The following is a 19,909-nucleotide window of genomic DNA, read 5'->3' on the forward strand; positions in this document are numbered from 1 at the left end:
ACGTTCTATTATTTAAATAAGCAAGAACATTTATTCTAAATTAACGCGATGCAGGCCAACCCGGCCCATCACATCCCCCGAGGCGGCAACGACACATGGACTCTGCAACGACTTACGAAGAACTGAAGGCGCTGATAGGCCGGACTTACCCGGACATGTCCAAGCAGCTGCAGCGCATCGCGCGCTTCGCGCTCGAGCAGCCCAACGACCTGGCGCTGGGCACAGTGGCGACGGTGGCCGAGGCCACCGAGGTGCAGCCTTCGGCCATGATCCGCTTCGCCAATGCGCTGGGCTACGGCGGGTTTTCCGAAATGCAGCAGGTGTTTCGCGGCCACCTGCTGGAGCGTTCCGACAGCTACCGCGAACGCATAGACCAGATGCGCCGCAAGCAGCTCAACGGCGAGCGCGCGCCGGCCGGCGTGCTGCACCAGCTGGTGGGCGAATCGGTGGCCGAGCTCGGCCATCTCGAAGAAACCATCGCCCAGGCCGACCTGAAAGCGGCCGTCAAGCTCATGGCTTCGGCGCCGCGCATCCATGTGCTGGCCCAGCGCCGCGCTTTTCCGGTGGCGGGCTACCTCGCTTATGCCTTGAGCCAGCTTGAACTGCGCACCCATCTGCTCGACGGCACGGGCGGCATGCTGCGCGAAAGCCTGCGTTCCATCGCGCCCGGCGACGTGCTGATCGCCGCGAGCTTTCGCAACTACTCCCCCGAAGTGATCGAGGCCGCGGCCATCGCCGCCAGGCTGGGCGCCTCGGTGATCGCCATCACCGACGGCCCGATTTCGCCGCTCAAGGCGCACGCCAAGGTCTGCCTGGAGCTGGCCGACGATTCGTCCAAGCCCTTCCGCTCGCTGGTTGCGCCGCTGTGCCTGGCGCAGGCGCTGGTGGTCAGCACCGGCCACCAGCTGGCCGAGCAGGGCACGGCAAAAACCAAAGCCAAGGCCAAGCCGGTAGTAGCCAAGGCCGCACGCAAGGGGGCCGCATGAGCCGTCCGCTGGATCTGATCTGCATGGGCCGCGCCGCCGTCGACCTGTACGGCGAGCAGATCGGCGGCCGGCTGGAAGACATGCAGAGCTTCAGCAAATACCTGGGCGGCTCGCCCGCCAACACCGCCGTGGGCGTGGCGCGCCTGGGCCTCAAGCCGGCCATGCTGACGCGCGTGGGCGACGAGCACAACGGCCGCTTTGTGCGTGAAACCCTGGCGGCCGAGGGCGTGGACGTGAGCCACGTGGCCACCGACCCCAAGCGCCTGACCGCGCTGGTCTTCCTGGGCATCCAGGACCGCGACACCTTCCCGCTGGTTTTTTACCGCGACAACTGCGCCGACATGGCGATCAGCCCGGACGATTTCGACGCGGCCTTTATCGCCTCGTCCAAGGCCTTGCTGATTTCCGGTACCCATCTATCGCAGCCGCTCACCTATGAAAGCTGCACCCGCGCCATGGCGCTGGCCAAGGCCGCGGGCACACGCGTGGTGCTGGACATAGACTACCGCCCCGTGTTGTGGGGCCTGACCAGCCCAGGCATGGGCGAGCAGCGTTTTGTACCCTCGGGCGAGGTCAGCACCCACCTGCAGACCATCATCGGCCAGTGCGACTTGGTGGTGGGCACCGAGGAAGAAATCCACATCGCCGGCGGCAGCACCGACACGCTGGCCGCCTTGCGCCGCCTGCGCGAACTGACGGCCGGCACATTGGTCGTCAAGCGCGGTCCCATGGGCTGCGTGGTGTTTGACGGCGCGATTCCGGACTCGATCGAGAAGGGTTTGCAGGGCCCCGGCTTTCCGGTCGACGTCTACAACGTGCTGGGCGCGGGTGATGCCTTTATGTCGGGCTTTCTGCGCGGCTGGATACGCGATGAGCCGCTCACGCGCTGCTGCGCTTATGCCAATGCCTGCGGGGCGCTGGTCGTCTCGCGCCACGGCTGCGCGCCGGCCATGGCGAGCTGGGAAGAACTGCAGTTTTTCCTGGCACACGGCTCGGCCACGCGCCGCCTGCGCGAAGACGCGCGACTCGAACACCTGCACCGCACCAGCACGCGCACGCGCCGTTGGGAAGAGCTGGTCATCCTGGCTTTTGACCACCGCATGCAGCTTGAAGAGATGGCCGCACGCCACGGCGCGGGCAAGGAACGCATTCCGGCTTTTAAATCGCTGATCGCCGAGGGCGCGCGCCGCGGCGCCGGCCAGCGCGCCGGTGTGGGCGTGATCGTCGACGGCCGCTTCGGCGAAGACGTGCTGCCTTCCGTCACCGGCAAGGGCTGGTGGGTGGCACGGCCGGTCGAGCTGCCGGGCTCGCGCCCCTTGCAGTTTGAAGCCGGCGCCGGCCTGGGCGCGGCGATGCGGACCTGGCCCGGCGAGCACGTCGCCAAGTGCCTGGTGTATTACCACCCGCACGACACGCCGGCCCTGCGCGAAAGCCAGCTCGCCAGACTGGCCGACCTGCAACGCGCCAGCGTGGACAGTTTTCATGAATTCCTGATCGAGGTGATTCCGCCCAAGGACATGCCGGCCGACGACGACACCGTGCCGCTGGCGCTGGAGCAGATCTACCAGGCCGGCATCTTCCCCGACTGGTGGAAGCTGCCGCCCGCTGCCAGCGCGGCGGCCTGGGAAAAGATCGCCACGGTCATCCACCAGCATGACACCCACTGCCGCGGCGTGCTGGTGCTGGGCCTGGAAGCCAGCGAGGAAAAACTAGCCCAGAGCTTTCGCATCGCGGCGCCGCACGCCATCTGCCGCGGCTTCGCCGTGGGGCGTTCGATATTCGCCGATGCCGCGAACGGCTGGTTCTCAGGCGCCATGGACGACGCGGCGGTCGTGAAGGACATTGCCGAGCGTTATGCGCGGCTGATCGTGCTGTGGGACCAGGCGCGGGCGGGCAAACGAAGCGGTGCTTCAGCCGGTGCGGCTGAAGCCGTGAACTGAAAACAAAAAAAGAACGGAGACAACATGACACCGAAAATCGGATTTATCGGCATCGGCATGATGGGCCACGGCATGGCCAAAAACCTGCTGGCCAAAGGCTTCGGCCTGACCTTCAAGGTCAACCGCAACCGCGCCAACCTGGCCGACCTCATCGCCGCCGGCGCGAAGGAAGCCAAAACCAATGCCGAATGCGCGCAGGCCTCGGACATCGTGTTCATCTGCGTGACGGGCTCGCCCCAGGTCGAAGAGATTGTTTACGGCAAGGACGGCCTGCTGGACGGCGGACGCAAAGGCCTGATCGTGGTCGACACCTCCACCGCCGAGCCGGCCTCCAGCACCCGCATCCGCAAGGACCTCGCGGCCAAGGGCATCAAGCTGGTCGATGCGCCGCTGGCACGCACGCCCAAGGAGGCCGAGGAAGGCAGGCTCAACACCATGGTCGGTGCCGAGCCCGAGGACTTCAAGACGCTGGAGCCGGTGCTCAAGGCCTTCTGCGAAAACATTTTCCACGTCGGCCCGCCCGGCCACGGCCACGTGCTCAAGCTGGTCAACAACATGATGGCCATGAGCTTCGCGGCCTCGATCGCCGAAGCCTTCGCGGTCGCGGCCAAAAGCGGGCTGGACCTGAATCGCCTGTACGACGTGATCTCGGCCGGCGGCGTGAACTGCGGCATCTTCCAGATGATGGCGACCAAGACGCTGAAAGAAGGCGACGTCACCGGCTTCAAGTTCGGCATCGCCAACGCGCAGAAAGACCTGCGCTACTACACCCACATGGCCGAGATGCTGCCGGTCACCAGCTTTATGGGCGAGGCCACGCACCAGAGCCTGATCCAGGCCAGCAATGCCGGTTTCGGCGACAAGCTGATCGCCTCCCTTTTCGAAGCACAGGAAAAACTCAACGACGTCAAGATCGTTCCCCGGTAAGCCAACCCGTTCGACCCCTTCACACGCAGGAGACAAAATCATGAGCGACATCAAGAACAACGACGCAACACCTGAATCCACACCCGACAGCAAGGCCACCTCGCGCCGCACGCTGCTCAAGCACTCCAGCCTGGCGCTGGTGGGCGCGGGTCTGTACGGCGCGGCGCCCTTCATGGGCCCCTGGAAGCACAACCACGCCTGGGCACAGAGCGGGCAAAAGAAGCCGCTGACGATTGGCCTGACCATGGACGCGTCGGGCCTGTACGCGGCCTCGGGCGCCGAAGAGCGCCTGGGTGCCATGATGGCGATCAAGGAATTCAACGACAAAGGCGGCGTGCTGGGCCGGCGTATCGAGGCCATCCACATCGACACCGAAACCACGCCGGCCACCGGCTCGCGTGTGGCCGAGCGCATGATCACGCGCAACGAGGCGGCCTTCCTGATAGGCGCGGTGCACTCTGGCGTGTCCAACGCCATCTCGCAGGTCGCGCAGAAATACGGCACCATCTTCCTCAACACCAACTCGAGCAGCCCGACCGAAGCCGGCAAGGACTGCCACCGCACCAAATTCGTCTGGGACGGCAACGGCACCAATTTCTCCAACGCCATCGTCAAGAACGCCATCAAGGCCAGCGGCAAGAACTGGGTGCTGCTGACCAACGACTATGTGTGGGGCCACACCACCTCCAAGGCGACGCGCGCCATCGTGGAAGCCAACGGCGGAAAGATCGTGGAAGAGTTGCTGGTGCCGCAGAACACGCGCGACTTCTCGTCCTACCTGCTCAAGCTGCAGCAGCTCAAGCCCAACGTGGTGGCCACGGCCGTGGGCGGCGACGACATCAAGGCGCTGCGCCAGCAAGTGGTGCAGCTCAAGATGAACCAGACCATGGCCTGGATCAACAACCAGCAGGACTGGCCCGATGTCTACGGCCTGGGCCCCGAGGCGATCTTCGGCGTCTTCGGCACCACCTGGTACTGGCGCCTGAACCTTCCCGGTGTGAAGGAATTCGTCGCGGCCTACCAGAAGCAGTTCCCGGGCATGGCGATACGCGTGCCGGGCAATGTTTATCACAACGGCTACATGGCCACACGCGAGCTGCTGCGCTGCGTGGAAGAAGCCGGCACCACCAACAACATCGCCGTCATCAAGAAACTCGAGGGCCGCAAGATGAGCGCGGCCGACCGCCTGCAGCACTACGACGCGTGGATGGACCCGGTTACCCACCAGTGCCAGCAGACGATTTACATGGCCAGCTACAACGACCAGCCGGCCGAGAAGGACGACATCTTCAAGATCCTCACGCAAGCCGATCCCAAGGATGTGATGGACAAAGACTCCACAGGCGCCTGCAAGCTCGAGAGCTACGACGCGACGCCCAGCTACGAGGCCTGACCGGCCCCTGACCTTCAAAGCCCTTCAAAGACCGACATGGATTTCCTGCTCCAGCTTATTCCGCACCTTGTCAACGGCATCTCGCTGGGGCTGCTGTTCGCGCTCATCGCGCTGGGCTTCATGCTGATCGTGGGGGTGATGGAGACCATCAACCTCGCGCACGGCTCGCTGTTCGCGCTGGGCATGTACTTCGCGCTCTTCCTGATCGCGCCGCAGCTGGGCATGTTTCCCAACCTGCAGGCCTGGTACATGACTTTGCCGTTGGGCACGCGCTACGGCGTGGCGCTCATTTTTGCGCCGATTTTTGTCGGCATCTTCGGCATGCTGCTGGAGCTGTGCATGCGGCGCACCTATGGCCGCGACCCGCTGTATGGCTTGCTGCTGACCTTCGGCGCAGCATTGGTGATTGAAGAGGGCATTCGCCTGGTCTGGGGCTCGTCGGAAAAGCAGCTGATGCTGCCCGAGGTGATCTCCGGCGCTTTCCTGATGGGTGACCTGGTCTATTCAAAATACCGTTTCTTTGCCAGCGGCTTTGCCGTCCTGATGATTGTGCTGCTCTGGGTGTTTCTGCAGAAGACGCCCTACGGCGCCATCATCAAGGCCGGCGCGCACGACAGCGAAATGGTGCGCGCCCTGGGCATCAACCTCTCGCGCCTGCGCCTCTTCGTCTTCGGCCTGGGCGTGGCGCTGGCCGCCATCGCGGGCGTGGTCATGGCGCCCATCTGGGGCATACGCCCGCATGTGGGTGTGGACGCGGTGGTGCCGGCCTTCCTGATCATCGTGCTGGGCGGGGTCGGTTCGCTGTGGGGCGCGGTGATTGCGGGGTTGATGGTCGGCATGGTGGTGGGGCTTACGGGGTCCTATGCATCCGAGTGGTCATTGATGTCCATGTATTTGCTGTTCATTGCCGTGGTGACTTTCCGTTCGCGCGGTTTGTTCGGCAAAAAGAGTGTCCTCGACGCTTGATCACTCGTCTCTACGGAAAGCTATCTGAATGAAACCGCTTCAAGACAAAGTCGCACTGGTCACGGGCGCGGCAGGGACCATGGGCCTGGCCGTCGTCAAGGCCTTGCTCGAAGACGGCTGCAAGGTCGCGATGGTCGATGTGAACCAGGAGCGCAACCGCGCGCTGGCCGATGAGCTGGGTTCACGTGCCTTGCCCTTCTCGTTTGACATCAGCGATGCCGCCGCCGTGAGCGACGGCCATGCGCTTATCGTCAAGGCCTTCGGGCCGGTCGACATCCTGGTCAACAACGCCGGCATCCTGTCCAACAACAAGGTCGAAGCCACCGAAGCCGGCGAGTGGCGGCGTGTGCTGGGCGCCAACCTCGACGGTGCGTTTTACCTCGCGCAGCAGGTGGTGCCGGCGATGAAGGCGCGGCGTTTCGGCCGCATCATCAACACCAGCTCCCTGGCGGCCAAGACCGGCGGGCTGACGGCGGGCACGGCGTACTCTGTGTCCAAGGGCGCGATGAGTTCGCTGACCTTTTCACTGGCGCGCGAGCTCGCGCCCTTTGGCGTCACGGCCAATGCTGTCGCGCCGGCGTATGTCAAGACGCCCATGATCACCGAACAGCTCAATGAAGAGCAGCGCCAGAAGCTGCTCAAGGACATCCCGGTTGGCCGCTTCTGCGAGCCCGAGGAGTTCGCCCACGTGGTGCGCTTCCTGGCCTCGCCGCTGTCGGGCTTTATCACCGGCGAGATCATTGACCTGAACGGCGGTCTGCTGATGGATTGAGAAAGGCAGGGAAAGCCCTTTCGCCGCCGCCGCGCTTTACGCCCACAATTTCGCCATCCATGAGCAGCATCACACCCTCCGTCGATTTCAGCACCGCGCTCACAGGCCTGTTCGACCTGCGCGGCAAAACCGCTTATGTGCCGGGCGGCTACGGCGGCATAGGCGAGGCGATTGCCTGGGGCCTGGCGATGGCCGGGGCGTGCGTCGCGGTGTCGGGCCGCGACCAGGTCAAGGCCGAAGCCGTGGCTGCGGCCTTGCAGGCGGCCGGGCACGAGGCCATCGGCCTGGCCATGGACGCGCATTCGGTGCCGCAGATGCAGGCTTCCGTCGACGCGGTGGCCGCGCAGTGGGGCGGCCTCGACATCCTGGTGAACTGCGTGGGCATGCAGCGCGAGCAGGCCTTGCTCGAGGTCACCGAAGAAGCCTTTGACGAGGTGCTGCAGGTCAACCTCAAGGCCGCGATGTTTCTGGCACAGGCGGCGGCCAAACACCAGATTGCGGGCGGCAAGGGCGGCGCGCAGGTGCATTTGCTCTCGGTGCGCGCCCAGCTCGGTTTGCGCGGCCGCGGTTATTCGGCCTACAGCAGCAGCAAGGGCGGCCTGGTCATGCTGATACGCCAGCACGCCAGCGAACTCGCGCCGCACGGCATCACCGTTAACGGCATCGCGCCCACGGTGGTGCAGACCGAGATGGCGCGCCACTGGCTGGAAAATCCCGAGACGCGAAAACAGGTGCTGGAGCGTATTCCGCTGGGCCGCGTGGCCGATCCGCAGGACGTGGCCGGTGCGGCGGTGTTTTTTGCGGCGCCCGCATCGCGTTTTGTGACGGGCCAGGTGCTCTACCTGGACGGCGGCATCACCGCTTCCCAGTAACTTCGCCCGCCAGCGCCGCGACGGCATGTTGCACGCCGCCGCTGCCGATCGGAATGCCCTGCACCCGCAGGGCGGCTTCCACGCCGGCCAGGCAGCCGAGGATCATCGCCGGGTTCATGTCGCCCAGGTGGCCTATGCGAAACGTGCGCCCCGCGAGTGGGCCCAGGCCGCCCGCGATGGCAACCTGGAACTGCTCGCGCGCGACTGAGCGCAAGGCTTCGGGGTCAATGCCGGCGGCCACGGACACCGTGGTGACGGAGACCGAGCGCGCGGCCGGTTCGCGCACAAACAGGCTGAGTGCGCCGCCTTCGCTCCAGGCCTCGACGGCGGCGTGCACGGCGCCGGCGATCATCTGGTGGCGGGCGATGACGTGCTCAAGGCCCTCATGAAAAATCAAGCCCAGCGCGGCCTCCAGGCCGAAGAGCAGGCTTTGCGGCGGCGTGCCGCAGAACTTGCGGTAGCTGAGCGGGCTTTGCCGCCGCGCCCAGTCCCAGTAAAAGCGCGGTGAAGGGTTGGCCGCGGCCACTTTCATCGCGGCGCTGTCCGCGGCGACAAAGGCCAGGCCGGGCGGCACCATCAGGCCTTTTTGCGAGGCGCCCAGCACGACATTGGCGCCCAGCGTATCCATGGCAAAGGGCGCGGCACCCAGCGAGGCGACCACGTCCACCACCAGCAGCGCGGGGTGCGCCGCGGCGTCCAGTGCCTGCCGGATGCTGGCGAGGTCGCTGGTCATGCCGCTGGCGGTGTCGGTGTGCACCACAAACACGGCCACGATGGCGTGCGCGGTGTCGGCGCGCAGGGCGGCTTCCATCGCCGGCACGTCGATCGGGTAGCCCTCGCGCCAAGGCGTGCGCAGCACTTTCGCACCCATGGCCTCGGCCTGCACGGCCCAGGATTCGGAAAAATGCCCGGTGCCGGCGATCAGCACCTGCTGCCCGGGCGCGAGCAGGTTGGCGATCACTGCCTCCCAGGCGCCGTGGCCGTTGCAGGCATACATGAAGACGTCGGCCGTAGTGGTTTGCAGCAGCGCCTTGAGCCCGGCCTCGCAGGCCTGGATCACACGATCAAGCCGCGGGTCCGCCAGATCCATGGGCTGGCGCCGCATCGCGTCCATGACCTCGTCCGGCACCCGCGTGGGACCGGGGGAGTGAAGGAATCGGTGGCCGGGGATGCGTGGGTGGGGCGTCATGGCGAAAAATTATGCGCCTGAGGGCTTGCGGTTGACCAGCACGATGCCGGCCGCCACGGTGGCCAGTGCCACCAGCAGGCCGGTGGTCACGCTTTCTTTCAGCCACAGCGCGCCGAACAGCAGCGCGAACAGCGGCGTGAAAAACACAAACACCGAAATTTTGGTGGCCGGGTAGCGCCCCAGCATCCACATCCAGGCCAGGTAGCTCGCGAAGGCGCCTATCACCGTCTGCAGCAGCAGGGAGGTGATGGCAAACGGGCTGAAGTGCCAGGACCACAGCTCGCCGAGGTAGAGCGACAGGAAAGGAAACACGGCGGCGCTCACGGCCAGCTGGTAGAACAGCAGCTTTTCAGCGGAGATGCTGACCAGTTTGGTGGCGCGTATCACCACCGTGGTCAGGCCCCACAGCATGCCGGCGGCCAGCGCCAGCAGGTCACCGCGCGCTGTCGAGGCATGGTCGCCGGTAAAGCCTTCGCGCAGCGCGAACACCACGGCGGCAAACGCGCACAGCAGGCCCACCCACTGCAGGCCGCGCAGCCGTTCGGACTTGACCCACAGCGGCACCAGCGCCGCGACCCAGAAGGGCGAGGTGTACAAAAACACCGTAAGGCGGGAGGCGCTGGTGTACTGCAGGCCCACATAGATGCAGGCGAACTCCGCGCCGAACAGGCCGCCCGCCAGCAGGCCGGCTTTGAGCGAGCCGTCGCGGCTGAACAGCGGGATCTTGCGCCACAGGCACCACAGCCACAGCAGCGCCGTGGCGCCCACCAGGCGCAGCGAGGCCTGGAACATGGGCGGGATTTCGCTGATCGTGGCCTTGATCAGGACCTGTTGCAGGCCCCAGAACAGGCAGCAGCCCAGCAGCAGGGACATGGCGAGGGTGTCGAGATGCGTCTTGCGTGTCATCGGTGAAGGACCTGGAAACTCGGGGTGTGGATGCCTTGAAGTGATCGAGCGCCGCTGGCCCCCACCCCAGCCCTCCCCCAGTGGGGGAGGGAGCAAGAGCTGGTGAGTGACGCAACGGGAATTCGATTCATCAGGTCATTCCGTTTATTGCTCCTTCCCCCACTGGGGGAAGGTTGGGATGGGGGCTCTGCGGAAGGGAAGCAGCCAACGCCGGCGCCCTGGCGCTTCCTACAACGGGTGCTCTGTATAAAACTTGCCGCCGTGGAACAGCAGCGGCGATGCGCCCGCGCGGTGGCCGCAGCGTTCGACCTCGCCCACGAAGATCACGTGGTCGCCTTCTTCATAGCGGCTGCGGTTGAAACATTCGAAGTGGGCGGCCGCGCCGTCCAGCAGCGGAGCCCCGCTGACGCCTTCGGTATAGGCCACGCCGTCCCAGCGGTCGGCGCGCCCGCTGGCGAAACGCTCGGCCAGCGCTTTCTGGTCGGCCGCGAGGATGTTGATCGCGTAGTGCGAGCCGGTGCTGAGCGCGGACATGGAGCCCGCCGCGCGCGCCAGGCTCCAGAGCACCAGCGGCGGCTGCAGCGACACCGAGTTGAAGGAGTTGGCGGTCAGTCCCACCAGCACGCCGGCCGGCGTGCGCGCGGTGACGATGGTGACCCCGGTGGCGAACATCGCCAGCGACGCCCGGAACTCCCGCTGTGAAAAACTGGGACTGCTCGCTTGGCGAGGGGTGGCAGGGGTCGGCATAGACGGCTAATTTAACTGATGCCGGCAGGGCCTGTTTGCGCCAGGGTCTAGGCGGGCCGTGTTGCTGCGCCGGTTAAACTCCCGGGCATGCCGTTTCGCCGCTTTGCCCTTTGCCTGCTTGCTACTCATTTAATAGCGGCTCATGCCCAGACTGTTTCGCCTTGCGCTGAATACGCAGCCAAAATGCCGAACGTCAAGCGCGAACTTTGCGACGCGGCGCAGCTGCAGCCCTCGGGCGCGCGCTCGGTCAACGGGCAGGCGCTCTGGGTGCGCGACATCAAGCCGGACAACGCCGGCCTGCGCGTGCTGGTGGTGGGCGCCATTCACGGCGACGAGTTGTCCTCGGGCGCGGTGGCCCTGCACTGGATCAGGCTGGCCGCGCAGCCGCCGCAGGACGCGCCCCAGGTGGTCCATTGGCGCTTTGTGCCGGTGCTCAATCCCGACGGTGTGCTGTCCAGGCCGCCGCGCCGCATCAACGCGCATGGCGTGGACCTGAACCGCAATTTCCCGACCCCCAACTGGGAACGCGACGCCAAGGTCTACTGGGAAAAACGCACGGGCAAGGACCCGCGCCGCTGGCCCGGTCCCAAGCCGCTGTCCGAACCCGAGTCGCGCTTTCTGCACGAGCAGATGCAGAGTTTCAAGCCCCAGCTCATCGTCAGCATCCATGCGCCTTATGGCGTGCTCGACTTCGACGGGCCGTCGGTGCCGCCCTCGCGCCTGGGGCGGTTGTACCTGGACCAGGTCGGTATCTTTCCGGGTTCGCTGGGCAATTACGGCGGCATCCACAAAGGCGTGCCGGTCGTGACCATAGAGCTGCCCAACTCCACACGCACCCCGCTGGACGCCGAGATGCGCCAGATGTGGCTGGACCTGCTGCGCTGGATGAGCGAGCGGGGGATTGGGCAGGGCGCGGAACACACGCCGCGCGTGCCTTAGAGCGGCTCTTACTCCTCGAAAAGATTTCTAGCGCAGCATGCTGGACATGGCCGACAGGCTGTTGACCATGCGCACAGCAGCCTCCACCGAAGGCGCATCAAAGCGGACTTCATCCCCATCCAGCCGGCGCAGGGCCGGCCATTGGCAAAACAGGTCGGCCAGCGCAGGTGACTGGGTCTGGATGCGCACGGCGATGGGGCCTGCCAACACATAGGGGCGGGCTGCACCCTGCTGCACCAGCGCGGCGGCCACGCCGGCGCGGATGGCGGCGCAGGCCTGGGCCGGGGACAGGCTGATGCCGCTGGTCTGGCCGGTGGCCCGCTTGGTTTGCACAAAGGTGGCATGCGGAAACAGCGGGCGGTGCTCCTCGATGAACACATCGTCGCCGCTGGCCATCACCACCGGCACGCCATACTCGCCGGCCAGCGCGCCATAAATGCCGGCTTCGCCCAGCTCAATGCCGTTGAAGTACACGCGGGCAAAGGCAAAGCTGTTGATGGTGTGCGCGAGGATGCCGCGGCCTTGCGCGCGCGAGTGGTAACCGATCATGCAGACCGCGCCCACGCCGTCGTCGACGCCGGCCATCATGCTCAGGTAGCGCGGCTTGCCCATGACGGCCTGGGCGCGCGCGTCCAGCAGCTCGGCCGGCATGTTGCGAAAACTGCCGTGTGAGTCGTTGACCAGCACCTCGGTGGCGCCCGCATCGAAGGCGCCGGCGATGGCGGCGTTGGCCTCGTGCGTCATCAGCAGGCGGGCGCGTTCGTACTCGGGATTGCCGGCGCGCACCTGTTCGAGGTGAAAGACGCCGGCAACGCCTTCGATGTCGGTGGAGATCAGGACTTTCATGGGGAATCCGGTGAAGGTGAAATTGAGGATGAAGAAGGCCAGCCGGGCAGCAGGTCGTGTAGCGCGTTGCGATGGTGGCCGTCGCGGCCGGTGACGGCGCAGGCCTGCCACAGGGCATGGAGGATGGCCTGCTCGGTGCTGTCGGCAACGGCCTGGAACAGCGGGTCGATCAAGCCGTCGTGCAGCATCGTCACGGCCGGCATGGGCCTGGCGGTTTGCTGCGGCACGGTGTAGGCGGTGGAAAACGCCAGGGCGATGTCGCCGCTGCCGTGGCCGAACACCGACCCGGTGCGGGCCAGCCCGGCGCCGGCGCGCAATGCCAGCCGGCGCAGCTGGCGCGCGTCAAGGGGGGCATCGGTGGCAATCAGCAGGATGATGGAGCCTTTTTCGGGCTCTGCCGTTTGTGCCTGATGTGCCACCAGCCGGGCGCCAAGGACCTGGCCGGCCAGGACCAGTTGCGGCAGCTGGCCGTAGTTGGCCAACACCAGCGCGCCGACGGTGTGCTCACCGCCCGCCGGGATCGCCACGCGGCGCGAGGCCGTGCCGACGCCGCCTTTGAGCCCGAAGCTCGACATGCCGCGGCCCGCGCCGACCGAGCCTTCCTCGACGTCCGTGCCGGCCTGCGCGCAGGCCTGCAGGTAGTGCTGCTCCGTGACGGCCATGCGCTGGATGTCGTTGAGAAAGCCGTCGTTGCACTCAAACACCAGCGGGTTGACGGTGGGCAGGCCGCGCCCGGTCTCGGGGTTGGCGGCCATGCACTGCCGGATTTGCGCGGTGGCCACGGTGGCGACCGAAAAGGTGTTGGTGAGTGCAATCGGCGTCTCCAGCACGCCGAGCTCTTCGACCTGAAGCAGGCCTACGCTCTTGCCGAAGCCGTTGAGCACGACGGCCGCGGCCGGGACCCGGTCGCGGAACAGGTCGCCGGCATGGGGATGCACCACCGTCACGCCCGTCTGCACCTCGTTGGCGTCCAGCGTGCAATGGCCCACGGTCACACCGGCGACGTCGGTGATGGCGTTGCGCGGCCCCTGCGGCAGGTTGCCGATGTGAGGCAGCAGGTCGCGCGGTGTCACCAAGCCTTGCCCCGCTTATTGGCGGTCGATCTTGGGGTCCAGCGCATCGCGCAGGCCGTCGCCCAGCAGGTTGAAGGCCAGCACGGTCAGGAAGATGGCCAGGCTGGGGAACAGCGCGATGTGCGGCGCATTGAGCATGTCGGCGCGTGCCTCGTTGAGCATGGCGCCCCATTCCGGCGTGGGCGGCTGCGCGCCCAGGCCGAGGAAGGAAAGGCTGGCGGCCGTGATGATGGAGGTGCCTATGCGCATGGTCAGGTACACCACCACCGACGACACCGTGCCCGGCAGCAGGTGCCGCAGCATGATGACCGAGTCGGGCGCGCCTATGGAGCGCACCGCCTCGATGTAGGTCTGGTGCTTGAGCGACAGCACGTTGCCGCGCACCAGGCGCGCAAACGCCGGCACGCTGAAGACGGCCACGGCCATGATCACGTTGATCATGCCATTGCCCAGGATCGCGACGATGCCGATGGCCAGCAAGATGCCGGGAAAGGCAAACAGCACGTCGGACATGCGCATGACGATGCGGTCCCACCAGCCTTCGTAGTAGCCCGCCAGCAAGCCCAGCAGCGTGCCGATCACGGCGCCCACGGCCACCGAGACCAGGCCCGCGGCCAGCGAGATGCGCGCGCCCATCAGGATGCGGCTGAAGATGTCGCGCCCCAGGGCGTCCACGCCGAACCAGTGCTTGGCCGAGGGCGGCGCGTTCAGTGCGTCGTAGTCGAAGAAGTTCTCGGCGTCGAAAGGGCTCAGCCAGGGCGCGAGCACCGCGACCAGCACCAGCAGCAGCACAAACCCGCCGGCGACGAGGGCCACGCGCTGCTTCTTGAATTTCCGCCAGAACTCGGCGGCGGGCGTGCGCACGGCGAGGGCGGCCGGCGGTCCGTCCGCGGCGGCGGGGCTTGGAGTTTCGGTGGTGTTCACTTGAAGCGGATGGTCGGGTTGATGATGGCGTAGAGCATGTCCACCACCAGGTTGATCAGGATGAATTCGAGCGAGAACAGCAGCACCAGCGCCTGGATCACGGGGTAGTCCCGCATCTCCACCGCGTCAACCAGCAGCCGGCCCATGCCGGGCCAGTTGAAGACGACCTCGACGACGATGGAGCCGCCCAGCAGGAAGCCGAACTGCAGGCCCATCATGGTGACGACCGGGATCAGCGCGTTGCGCAGCGCGTGCTTCACGACCACCACGGTTTCGGACAGGCCCTTGGCGCGCGCCGTGCGCACGTAGTCTTCCTTGAGGATGTCGATGAAGGAGCTGCGCGTGAAGCGTGCCATCACGGCCGCCACACCCGCGCCCAGCGTGAGGGAGGGCAGGATGTAGTGCCGCCAGGAATCGGCCCCGACGGTGGGCAGCCAGCCCAGGTGCACCGAGAAAAACTGCATCAGCAGCATGCCCAGCGCGAACGAAGGAAACGAGATGCCGGAGACCGCCAGCGACATGCCCAGCCGGTCGGGCCAGCGGTTGCGCCACACCGCCGACACCATGCCCAGCACCAGCCCCAGGAGCACCGACCACCCCATGGCCGCGATGGTGAGCCAGAAGGTGGGGGCAAAGCGCTCCGAGATCTCCGTGGCCACGGGCCGCTTGGTGCGGATGGACAGGCCGAAGTCGCCCTGCAGCGCATGGCTGAAAAAGCGCACGAACTGCTGCGGAATCGGCAGGTCCAGCCCCAGGTCGCGGCGCACCAGCTCCACGGTTTCAGGTCCCGCATCGGGCCCGGCGGCCAGGCGTGCCGGATCGCCGGGCAGCAGGTGCACGAACAGGAACACCAGCACGGCCACGATCAGCAGCGTCGGCAGCAGGCCCAGCAGGCGCTTGAGAAGGTAATAGGTCATGCGGTGAGCGCGTTTTGTCAGGAGGCTGTGGTGGCCGGGATTACTTCAGTTCGACTTCGTCGAAGTTGAAGCTGCCGTCCGGGATCACGTAAAAGCCGGCCAGGTTGCGCGCACGCACCGAGAGCAGCCGTTCGGTCACCAGGAAAGCCCAGGGTGCGTCTTTCCAGATGCGCTGCTGTGCGTCGGTGTACAGCTTGGCCTTCTCCGCGCCGCTGGTGGTGACCAGCGCCTTGGCGATGTCGGCGTCCACTTCGGGGTTCTTGTAGTAGGCGGTGTTGAACATCTTGGGCGGCAGGGACTCGGAGGCCAGCAGCGGGCGCAGGGCCCAGTCGGCTTCACCGGTGGACGAGGACCAGCCCACGTAGTACATGCGCACCGGAGCCGTGGCGGGGTCCTGCGCGCTTTCCACGCGCTCCACACGCTGGCCGGCTTCCAGCGCCTGCACCTGCACCTTGATGCCGACCTGGGCCAGCTGCTGCTGTACGAACTGGATCACCTTCTGCGCCGTGGTGTAGTTATAGGCCGACCACAGGGTGCTTTCAAAGCCGTTGGGATAACCGGCTTCCTTCAGCAGCTCGCGCGCCTTGGCCGGGTTGTAAGGCCAGGGCCCCAGCTTGGCGGCGTATTCCACGCCATGGGGTACCACGCCTTCGGCGGGGATTGCGTAGCCCGAGAAGGCCACCTTGACCAGGGCTTCCTTGTTGATTGCGTAGTTGATGGCCTCACGCACCTTCGGGTTGTCGAAAGGCTTTTGCAGCGTGTTCATCGAAAGGTAGCGATGGATGATGGACGGCGCGCTGGTCACCTCCAGGCTGGGCTTCTTCGACAGGCTGTCCACCGTTTCGGGCGGCATCGGGAAGGCGAAGTGCGCCTCGTTGGTCTGCATCATGGCCGCGCGCGTGTTGTTGTCCACCACCGGGCGCCAGGTGATGCTGTCGACCTTGGGGTAGCCCTTCTTCCAGTAGCCGTCCCACTTGGCGACTTTCAGGTAGTCGGTGGCCTTCCACTCGACGAACTTGAAGGGCCCCGTGCCCACGGGGTTTTGCGCGATGCCCTTGCTGCCGTACTTGGCCAGTGCCGCGGGCGAGATCATCACGCCCGAGGGATGGGCCAGTGTGTTGATGAAAGGCGAGAAGGGCTCCTTGAGCGTCACGCGCACGGTGGTGGCGTCCACCGCCTCGGTCTTGGCGATGTTCTTGTAGAGGTTGTAGCGTTTGAGCTTGTTCTCGGGGTTGGTGACGCGGTCGAAATTGACTTTCACGGCCTCGGCGTTGAAGGGCGTGCCGTCATGGAACTTGATGCCGGACTTGAGCTTGAAGGTGTAGACCAGGCCGTCCTTGCTGACGGTGTGGCTCTCGGCCAGCACCGGCACCATCTTCATGTCCTTGTCGAAACCGTAGAGGCCCTGGTAGAAGGATTTGGCCATGGCCTGCGACAGCGTGTCGTTGGCGTCATACGGATCGGTGCTGGTGAAATTGGACTGCACGGCCACGACCACGTCTTTGGCGGCATGGGCCGGCGCGGCGGCAAGGCATGCCAGGCCGATCAGGCCGGCCAGCGCGGCTGTGAGGGGAGAGAGACGGTTCTTCATGAAAAAACTCCTTGAGGCGAAACGAGGGGCAAACACGGGAGACAAAAAAGGCAATGCGAAAGACGGGTAGTGGTCAATGAGGCTGGTCAATAGGGACCTCCCACCGAATGCCGAGCCACGAAATGCCCGGGCGCCACCTGGTGCAGCGGCGCCACTTGCGGCGCGTCGCCCATGGCGCGGATGGGGCTGGGAATCTCGTCGGCCATGAGTTCGCGCACACCGCCGCGGCGCGCCGGGTCGGCGACCGGCACGGCCGCCAGCAGGCGCCGGGTGTAGGCGTGCTGCGGGTTTTCGAACACTGCCCGGCGCGGGCCGATCTCCACGATCTGGCCCAGGTACATCACGGCCACGCGGTGGCTGATGCGCTCGACCACCGCCATGTCGTGCGAGATGAACAGGAAGGCGACGCCGAATTCCTGCTGCAGGTCCAGCATCAGGTTGATGATCTGCGCGCGGATCGACACGTCCAGCGCCGACACCGCCTCGTCGGCGATCACCACCTTGGGGTTGAGCGCCAGCGCCCGCGCGATCGCCACGCGCTGGCGTTGCCCGCCGGAGAATTCGTGCGGGTAGCGATGGGCCGCTTCGGCCGGCAAGCCCACCTTGCCCAGCAGCCAGCGCACGCGTTCCTGCGCCTCCTGGGGCGACGCGAGCTTGTGGATCAGCATGGGCTCCATGACCGAATAGCCGACCGTCAGCCGCGGATCGAGCGAGGCAAAGGGGTCCTGGAACACGAACTGGATATCGCGGCGCAAGGCCTGCAGGGCCCGGCCCTTGAGTGCCGAGATGTCGCGCCCGGCTACTTCGACCTGCCCGCTGTTGAACTCCAACAGACGGGCCAGCGAACGGCCCGTGGTGGATTTTCCGCAACCCGATTCGCCCACCAGGGACAGGGTTTCGCCGGCCTTGAGTTCGAAGCTGAGCTGCTCCACCGCATACACCTGCCGTTGCGCGCGCCCGAACAGGCCGCCCGCCAGCGGAAAGCGCGTGACCAGGTCCTGCACCTTGAGGACCGGCGGCAGGTCGTGGCGCACGGTGTTGGCGGCGCTGAGGGGCTGGCCGCATTCGCCATCTTTGCCCTGCGGCGCGCCCGGCACCGCAAAGCGCGCCGGCAGGTCCTGCCCGTGCATGGCCCCGAGCCGGGGCACCGCCGCCAGCAAGGCCTGGGTGTAGGGTTGTTGCGGGTTGGCAAAGAGGCTGGCGCAGTCGCCCTCCTCGACCTTGTCACCGCGGTACATCACCAGCACGCGGTCGGCAATTTCGGCCACCACGCCCATGTCGTGGGTGATGAAGATCACCGCCATGGCCAGTTCGCGTTGCAGCTGCTGGATCAGCGCGAGGATCTGCGCCTGGATGGTCACGTCCAGCGCCGTGGTGGGTTCGTCGGCGATCAGCAGCGTGGGCTTGCAGGCCAGCGCCATCGCGATCACCACGCGCTGGCGCATGCCCCCCGACAGCTGGTGCGGATGGCGTCCCAGCACATTTTTTGCTTCCGGGATGCGGACCAGGTCGAGCATGCGCAGCGCTTCGGCCAGCGCCGCCTTGCGCGAAAGCCCCTGGTGCAGGCGTATCGATTCGGCGATCTGCTCCCCAACCGTGAACACCGGGTTGAGCGAGGTCATGGGCTCCTGGAACACCATGGCGAGGTCGGCGCCGCGCAGGCTGCGCATCTGCGATTGCGAAGCCCGCGCCAGGTCCAGGTGTTCGCCGTTGCGGCGCGTCAGCCACATGCTGCCGCTGTCGAGGCGTCCGCCGCCTTGCTCCACCAGGCGCATGAGGGCCAGCGAAGACACCGATTTGCCGGAGCCGGATTCGCCCACGATGGCGAGCGTCTCGCCGGCATCGACGTGAAAGCCGAGATTGCGCACCGCGTGCACGGTGCGCTGCTCATTGGCAAAACTCACACTGAGGTCCTGGACCTCGATCACGCGCTGGCGGCCGGGCAAGGAGCTCATGCGGCGCTTCCGTCGGTGTCTTTGGCTTCGTCGGCGTAAATTGCGCTCACCGGCGCCTCGCCTACGCGGGCCCAGCCGCGGTACATGCCCTCGGTGTTGAAAGGAAGGCTCAAGTTGCCCTGCGCATCGACGGCGATCAGGCCGCCGCGCCCGCCGATGGCGGGCAGTACGTTCATGACCACTTCCCGGGCGGCCGCATCCAGCGGCATGCCGGCGTAGGCCATGCGCGCGCAGATGTCGTAGGCCGCCGCGGTGCGTATGAACATTTCGCCGGTGCCGGTGCAGGAAATCGCGGCCGTGCGGTTGTCGGCATAGGTGCCGGCGCCTATGAGGGGCGTGTCGCCGACCCGGCCGGCACGCTTGTTGGTCATGCCGCCGGTAGAGGTGGCGGCGGCCAGGTTGCCCTGCGCATCCAGGGCCACGGCGCCCACGGTGCCAAGCTTGCGGCCTTCGTCCAGGGGCGGCGCGCCGGCCGCGCTTGAGCGGAACACCAGGGCCGCGCCGTCGTGGTCCAGCACGGCAGCGTCGGTCGCGAGTGCGCGCCGCAATTGCTCACGGCGGGCCTCGGTCGAAAAATAATCGGGCGAGACCATTTCCAGTCCCTGTTCCTCGGCGAAGGCTTCGGCGCCGGCGGCCACCAGCAGCACATGCTCGCTGTGTTCCATCACGGCGCGTGCCGCGCGCACGGGGCGGCGCACGCGGTTCACGCAGGCCACCGCGCCGGCGCGCAAGGTCGCGCCGTCCATCACGGCCGCGTCGAGTTCATGGGTTTCGTCGTGGGTGAAGACGGCGCCATGCCCGGCATTGAAGAGCGGGCAGTCCTCGAGCAGCTCCACCGCCAGGCTGACCGCATCCAGGGCGCTGCCGCCATCGGCCAGCAACTGCTGCGCGGGCCGCAGGATGCTTTGCAGGGCGGCGTGGTAGGCCGCGTTTTGTTCCGCGCTGATGTGGCTGCGGCTCATGGTG

General features: G+C 66.3%; 18 protein-coding genes. 8 read left to right on the top strand and 10 right to left on the bottom strand.

The window, feature by feature from the left end:
• Positions 1 to 95: 95 nt before the first annotated feature.
• From ACSQ27_RS11540 to ACSQ27_RS11570, 7 genes are read left to right on the top strand one after another with little or no spacing between them, the layout of a single operon-like run.
• Positions 96 to 986: a MurR/RpiR family transcriptional regulator gene (locus tag ACSQ27_RS11540; RefSeq protein WP_436155646.1), complete on the top strand. Its 891-nt coding sequence runs from the start codon at positions 96 to 98 to the stop codon at positions 984 to 986.
• The gene (locus ACSQ27_RS11545) at positions 983 to 2,926 is read left to right on the top strand and encodes a bifunctional 5-dehydro-2-deoxygluconokinase/5-dehydro-2-deoxyphosphogluconate aldolase (protein WP_436155647.1); all 1,944 of its coding nucleotides are present in this window, start codon (positions 983 to 985) and stop codon (positions 2,924 to 2,926) included. The genes ACSQ27_RS11540 and ACSQ27_RS11545 overlap by 4 nt, the downstream gene beginning before the upstream one ends.
• A 24-nt stretch (positions 2,927 to 2,950) precedes the next feature.
• Positions 2,951 to 3,853, top strand: coding sequence for an NAD(P)-dependent oxidoreductase (locus tag ACSQ27_RS11550; RefSeq protein WP_436155648.1), 903 nt, complete (start codon positions 2,951 to 2,953; stop codon positions 3,851 to 3,853).
• Between the two features lie 40 nt (positions 3,854 to 3,893).
• A complete protein-coding gene (locus ACSQ27_RS11555) occupies positions 3,894 to 5,246 on the top strand; it encodes an ABC transporter substrate-binding protein (RefSeq protein WP_436155649.1) in 1,353 nt (450 codons plus the stop codon).
• 36 nt (positions 5,247 to 5,282) lie between these two features.
• Entirely contained in the window at positions 5,283 to 6,212 is a 930-nt protein-coding gene (locus ACSQ27_RS11560; RefSeq protein WP_436155650.1) for a branched-chain amino acid ABC transporter permease, read from the top strand.
• A gap of 28 nt (positions 6,213 to 6,240) precedes the next feature.
• The gene (locus tag ACSQ27_RS11565) at positions 6,241 to 6,984 is read left to right on the top strand and encodes an SDR family NAD(P)-dependent oxidoreductase (RefSeq protein WP_436155651.1); all 744 of its coding nucleotides are present in this window, start codon (positions 6,241 to 6,243) and stop codon (positions 6,982 to 6,984) included.
• 59 nt (positions 6,985 to 7,043) lie between these two features.
• Entirely contained in the window at positions 7,044 to 7,856 is an 813-nt protein-coding gene (locus ACSQ27_RS11570) for an SDR family NAD(P)-dependent oxidoreductase (RefSeq protein WP_436155652.1), read from the top strand.
• Here the strand turns inward: ACSQ27_RS11570 and ACSQ27_RS11575 are convergent.
• From ACSQ27_RS11575 to ACSQ27_RS11585, 3 genes are all read right to left on the bottom strand, one after another.
• Positions 7,840 to 9,045 (bottom strand): pyridoxal-phosphate-dependent aminotransferase family protein, encoded by a 1,206-nt coding sequence (locus ACSQ27_RS11575; RefSeq protein ID WP_436155653.1) that lies wholly within the window; start codon positions 9,043 to 9,045, stop codon positions 7,840 to 7,842. The genes ACSQ27_RS11570 and ACSQ27_RS11575 overlap by 17 nt on opposite strands.
• Before the next feature lie 9 nt (positions 9,046 to 9,054).
• Positions 9,055 to 9,951 (bottom strand): DMT family transporter, encoded by an 897-nt coding sequence (locus ACSQ27_RS11580; RefSeq protein WP_436155654.1) that lies wholly within the window; start codon positions 9,949 to 9,951, stop codon positions 9,055 to 9,057.
• Between the two features lie 228 nt (positions 9,952 to 10,179).
• A complete protein-coding gene (locus ACSQ27_RS11585) occupies positions 10,180 to 10,623 on the bottom strand; it encodes a flavin reductase family protein (RefSeq protein ID WP_436155655.1) in 444 nt (147 codons plus the stop codon).
• Positions 10,624 to 10,881: 258 nt separating this feature from the next.
• On the opposite strand from ACSQ27_RS11585, the gene ACSQ27_RS11590 reads away from it, so the two are divergent.
• Positions 10,882 to 11,637, top strand: coding sequence for a M14 family zinc carboxypeptidase (locus ACSQ27_RS11590; protein WP_436155656.1), 756 nt, complete (start codon positions 10,882 to 10,884; stop codon positions 11,635 to 11,637).
• 27 nt (positions 11,638 to 11,664) lie between these two features.
• On the opposite strand, the gene ACSQ27_RS11595 is transcribed toward ACSQ27_RS11590, so the two are convergent.
• The 7 genes from ACSQ27_RS11595 to ACSQ27_RS11625 form a co-directional block, all read right to left on the bottom strand.
• Complete coding sequence (locus ACSQ27_RS11595; protein WP_436155657.1) at positions 11,665 to 12,483, bottom strand: M55 family metallopeptidase; 819 nt, start codon at positions 12,481 to 12,483, stop codon at positions 11,665 to 11,667.
• A complete protein-coding gene (locus tag ACSQ27_RS11600; protein ID WP_436155658.1) occupies positions 12,480 to 13,556 on the bottom strand; it encodes a P1 family peptidase in 1,077 nt (358 codons plus the stop codon). The genes ACSQ27_RS11595 and ACSQ27_RS11600 overlap by 4 nt, the downstream gene beginning before the upstream one ends.
• 15 nt (positions 13,557 to 13,571) lie before the next feature.
• Positions 13,572 to 14,480, bottom strand: a complete 909-nt coding sequence (gsiD, locus tag ACSQ27_RS11605) for a glutathione ABC transporter permease GsiD (protein ID WP_436155659.1) — start codon at positions 14,478 to 14,480, stop codon at positions 13,572 to 13,574.
• Positions 14,477 to 15,397: a glutathione ABC transporter permease GsiC gene (gene gsiC / locus ACSQ27_RS11610; protein WP_436155660.1), complete on the bottom strand. Its 921-nt coding sequence runs from the start codon at positions 15,395 to 15,397 to the stop codon at positions 14,477 to 14,479. Before gsiC ends, gsiD begins: the two co-directional genes overlap by 4 nt.
• A gap of 40 nt (positions 15,398 to 15,437) precedes the next feature.
• Positions 15,438 to 16,988 (bottom strand): glutathione ABC transporter substrate-binding protein GsiB, encoded by a 1,551-nt coding sequence (gsiB, locus tag ACSQ27_RS11615; RefSeq protein WP_436155661.1) that lies wholly within the window; start codon positions 16,986 to 16,988, stop codon positions 15,438 to 15,440.
• A gap of 86 nt (positions 16,989 to 17,074) precedes the next feature.
• Positions 17,075 to 18,943, bottom strand: a complete 1,869-nt coding sequence (locus ACSQ27_RS11620) for a dipeptide ABC transporter ATP-binding protein (protein WP_436155662.1) — start codon at positions 18,941 to 18,943, stop codon at positions 17,075 to 17,077.
• Entirely contained in the window at positions 18,940 to 19,905 is a 966-nt protein-coding gene (locus tag ACSQ27_RS11625; protein WP_436156229.1) for an isoaspartyl peptidase/L-asparaginase family protein, read from the bottom strand. The genes ACSQ27_RS11620 and ACSQ27_RS11625 overlap by 4 nt, the downstream gene beginning before the upstream one ends.
• Positions 19,906 to 19,909: the final 4 nt, after the last annotated feature.

The organism is Polaromonas sp. LjRoot131 (genome assembly GCF_964252805.1).
Lineage (GTDB): Bacteria > Pseudomonadota > Gammaproteobacteria > Burkholderiales > Burkholderiaceae_C > Polaromonas.

Bases quoted from the DNA above. Each gene is read 5' to 3' on its own strand.
- ACSQ27_RS11540 (WP_436155646.1), top strand. From the start codon at position 96: ATGGACTCTGCAACGACTTACGAAGAACTGAAGGCGCTGATAGGCCGG.
- ACSQ27_RS11555 (WP_436155649.1), top strand. From the start codon at position 3,894: ATGAGCGACATCAAGAACAACGACGCAACACCTGAATCCACACCCGAC.
- ACSQ27_RS11550 (WP_436155648.1), top strand. From the start codon at position 2,951: ATGACACCGAAAATCGGATTTATCGGCATCGGCATGATGGGCCACGGC.
- ACSQ27_RS11560 (WP_436155650.1), top strand. From the start codon at position 5,283: ATGGATTTCCTGCTCCAGCTTATTCCGCACCTTGTCAACGGCATCTCG.
- gsiB (WP_436155661.1), bottom strand. From the start codon at position 16,988: ATGAAGAACCGTCTCTCTCCCCTCACAGCCGCGCTGGCCGGCCTGATC.
- ACSQ27_RS11545 (WP_436155647.1), top strand. From the start codon at position 983: ATGAGCCGTCCGCTGGATCTGATCTGCATGGGCCGCGCCGCCGTCGAC.
- ACSQ27_RS11625 (WP_436156229.1), bottom strand. From the start codon at position 19,905: ATGAGCCGCAGCCACATCAGCGCGGAACAAAACGCGGCCTACCACGCC.
- ACSQ27_RS11565 (WP_436155651.1), top strand. From the start codon at position 6,241: ATGAAACCGCTTCAAGACAAAGTCGCACTGGTCACGGGCGCGGCAGGG.
- gsiC (WP_436155660.1), bottom strand. From the start codon at position 15,397: ATGACCTATTACCTTCTCAAGCGCCTGCTGGGCCTGCTGCCGACGCTG.
- ACSQ27_RS11580 (WP_436155654.1), bottom strand. From the start codon at position 9,951: ATGACACGCAAGACGCATCTCGACACCCTCGCCATGTCCCTGCTGCTG.
- ACSQ27_RS11620 (WP_436155662.1), bottom strand. From the start codon at position 18,943: ATGAGCTCCTTGCCCGGCCGCCAGCGCGTGATCGAGGTCCAGGACCTC.
- ACSQ27_RS11595 (WP_436155657.1), bottom strand. From the start codon at position 12,483: ATGAAAGTCCTGATCTCCACCGACATCGAAGGCGTTGCCGGCGTCTTT.
- ACSQ27_RS11590 (WP_436155656.1), top strand. From the start codon at position 10,882: ATGCCGAACGTCAAGCGCGAACTTTGCGACGCGGCGCAGCTGCAGCCC.
- ACSQ27_RS11575 (WP_436155653.1), bottom strand. From the start codon at position 9,045: ATGACGCCCCACCCACGCATCCCCGGCCACCGATTCCTTCACTCCCCC.
- ACSQ27_RS11570 (WP_436155652.1), top strand. From the start codon at position 7,044: ATGAGCAGCATCACACCCTCCGTCGATTTCAGCACCGCGCTCACAGGC.
- ACSQ27_RS11585 (WP_436155655.1), bottom strand. From the start codon at position 10,623: ATGTTCGCCACCGGGGTCACCATCGTCACCGCGCGCACGCCGGCCGGC.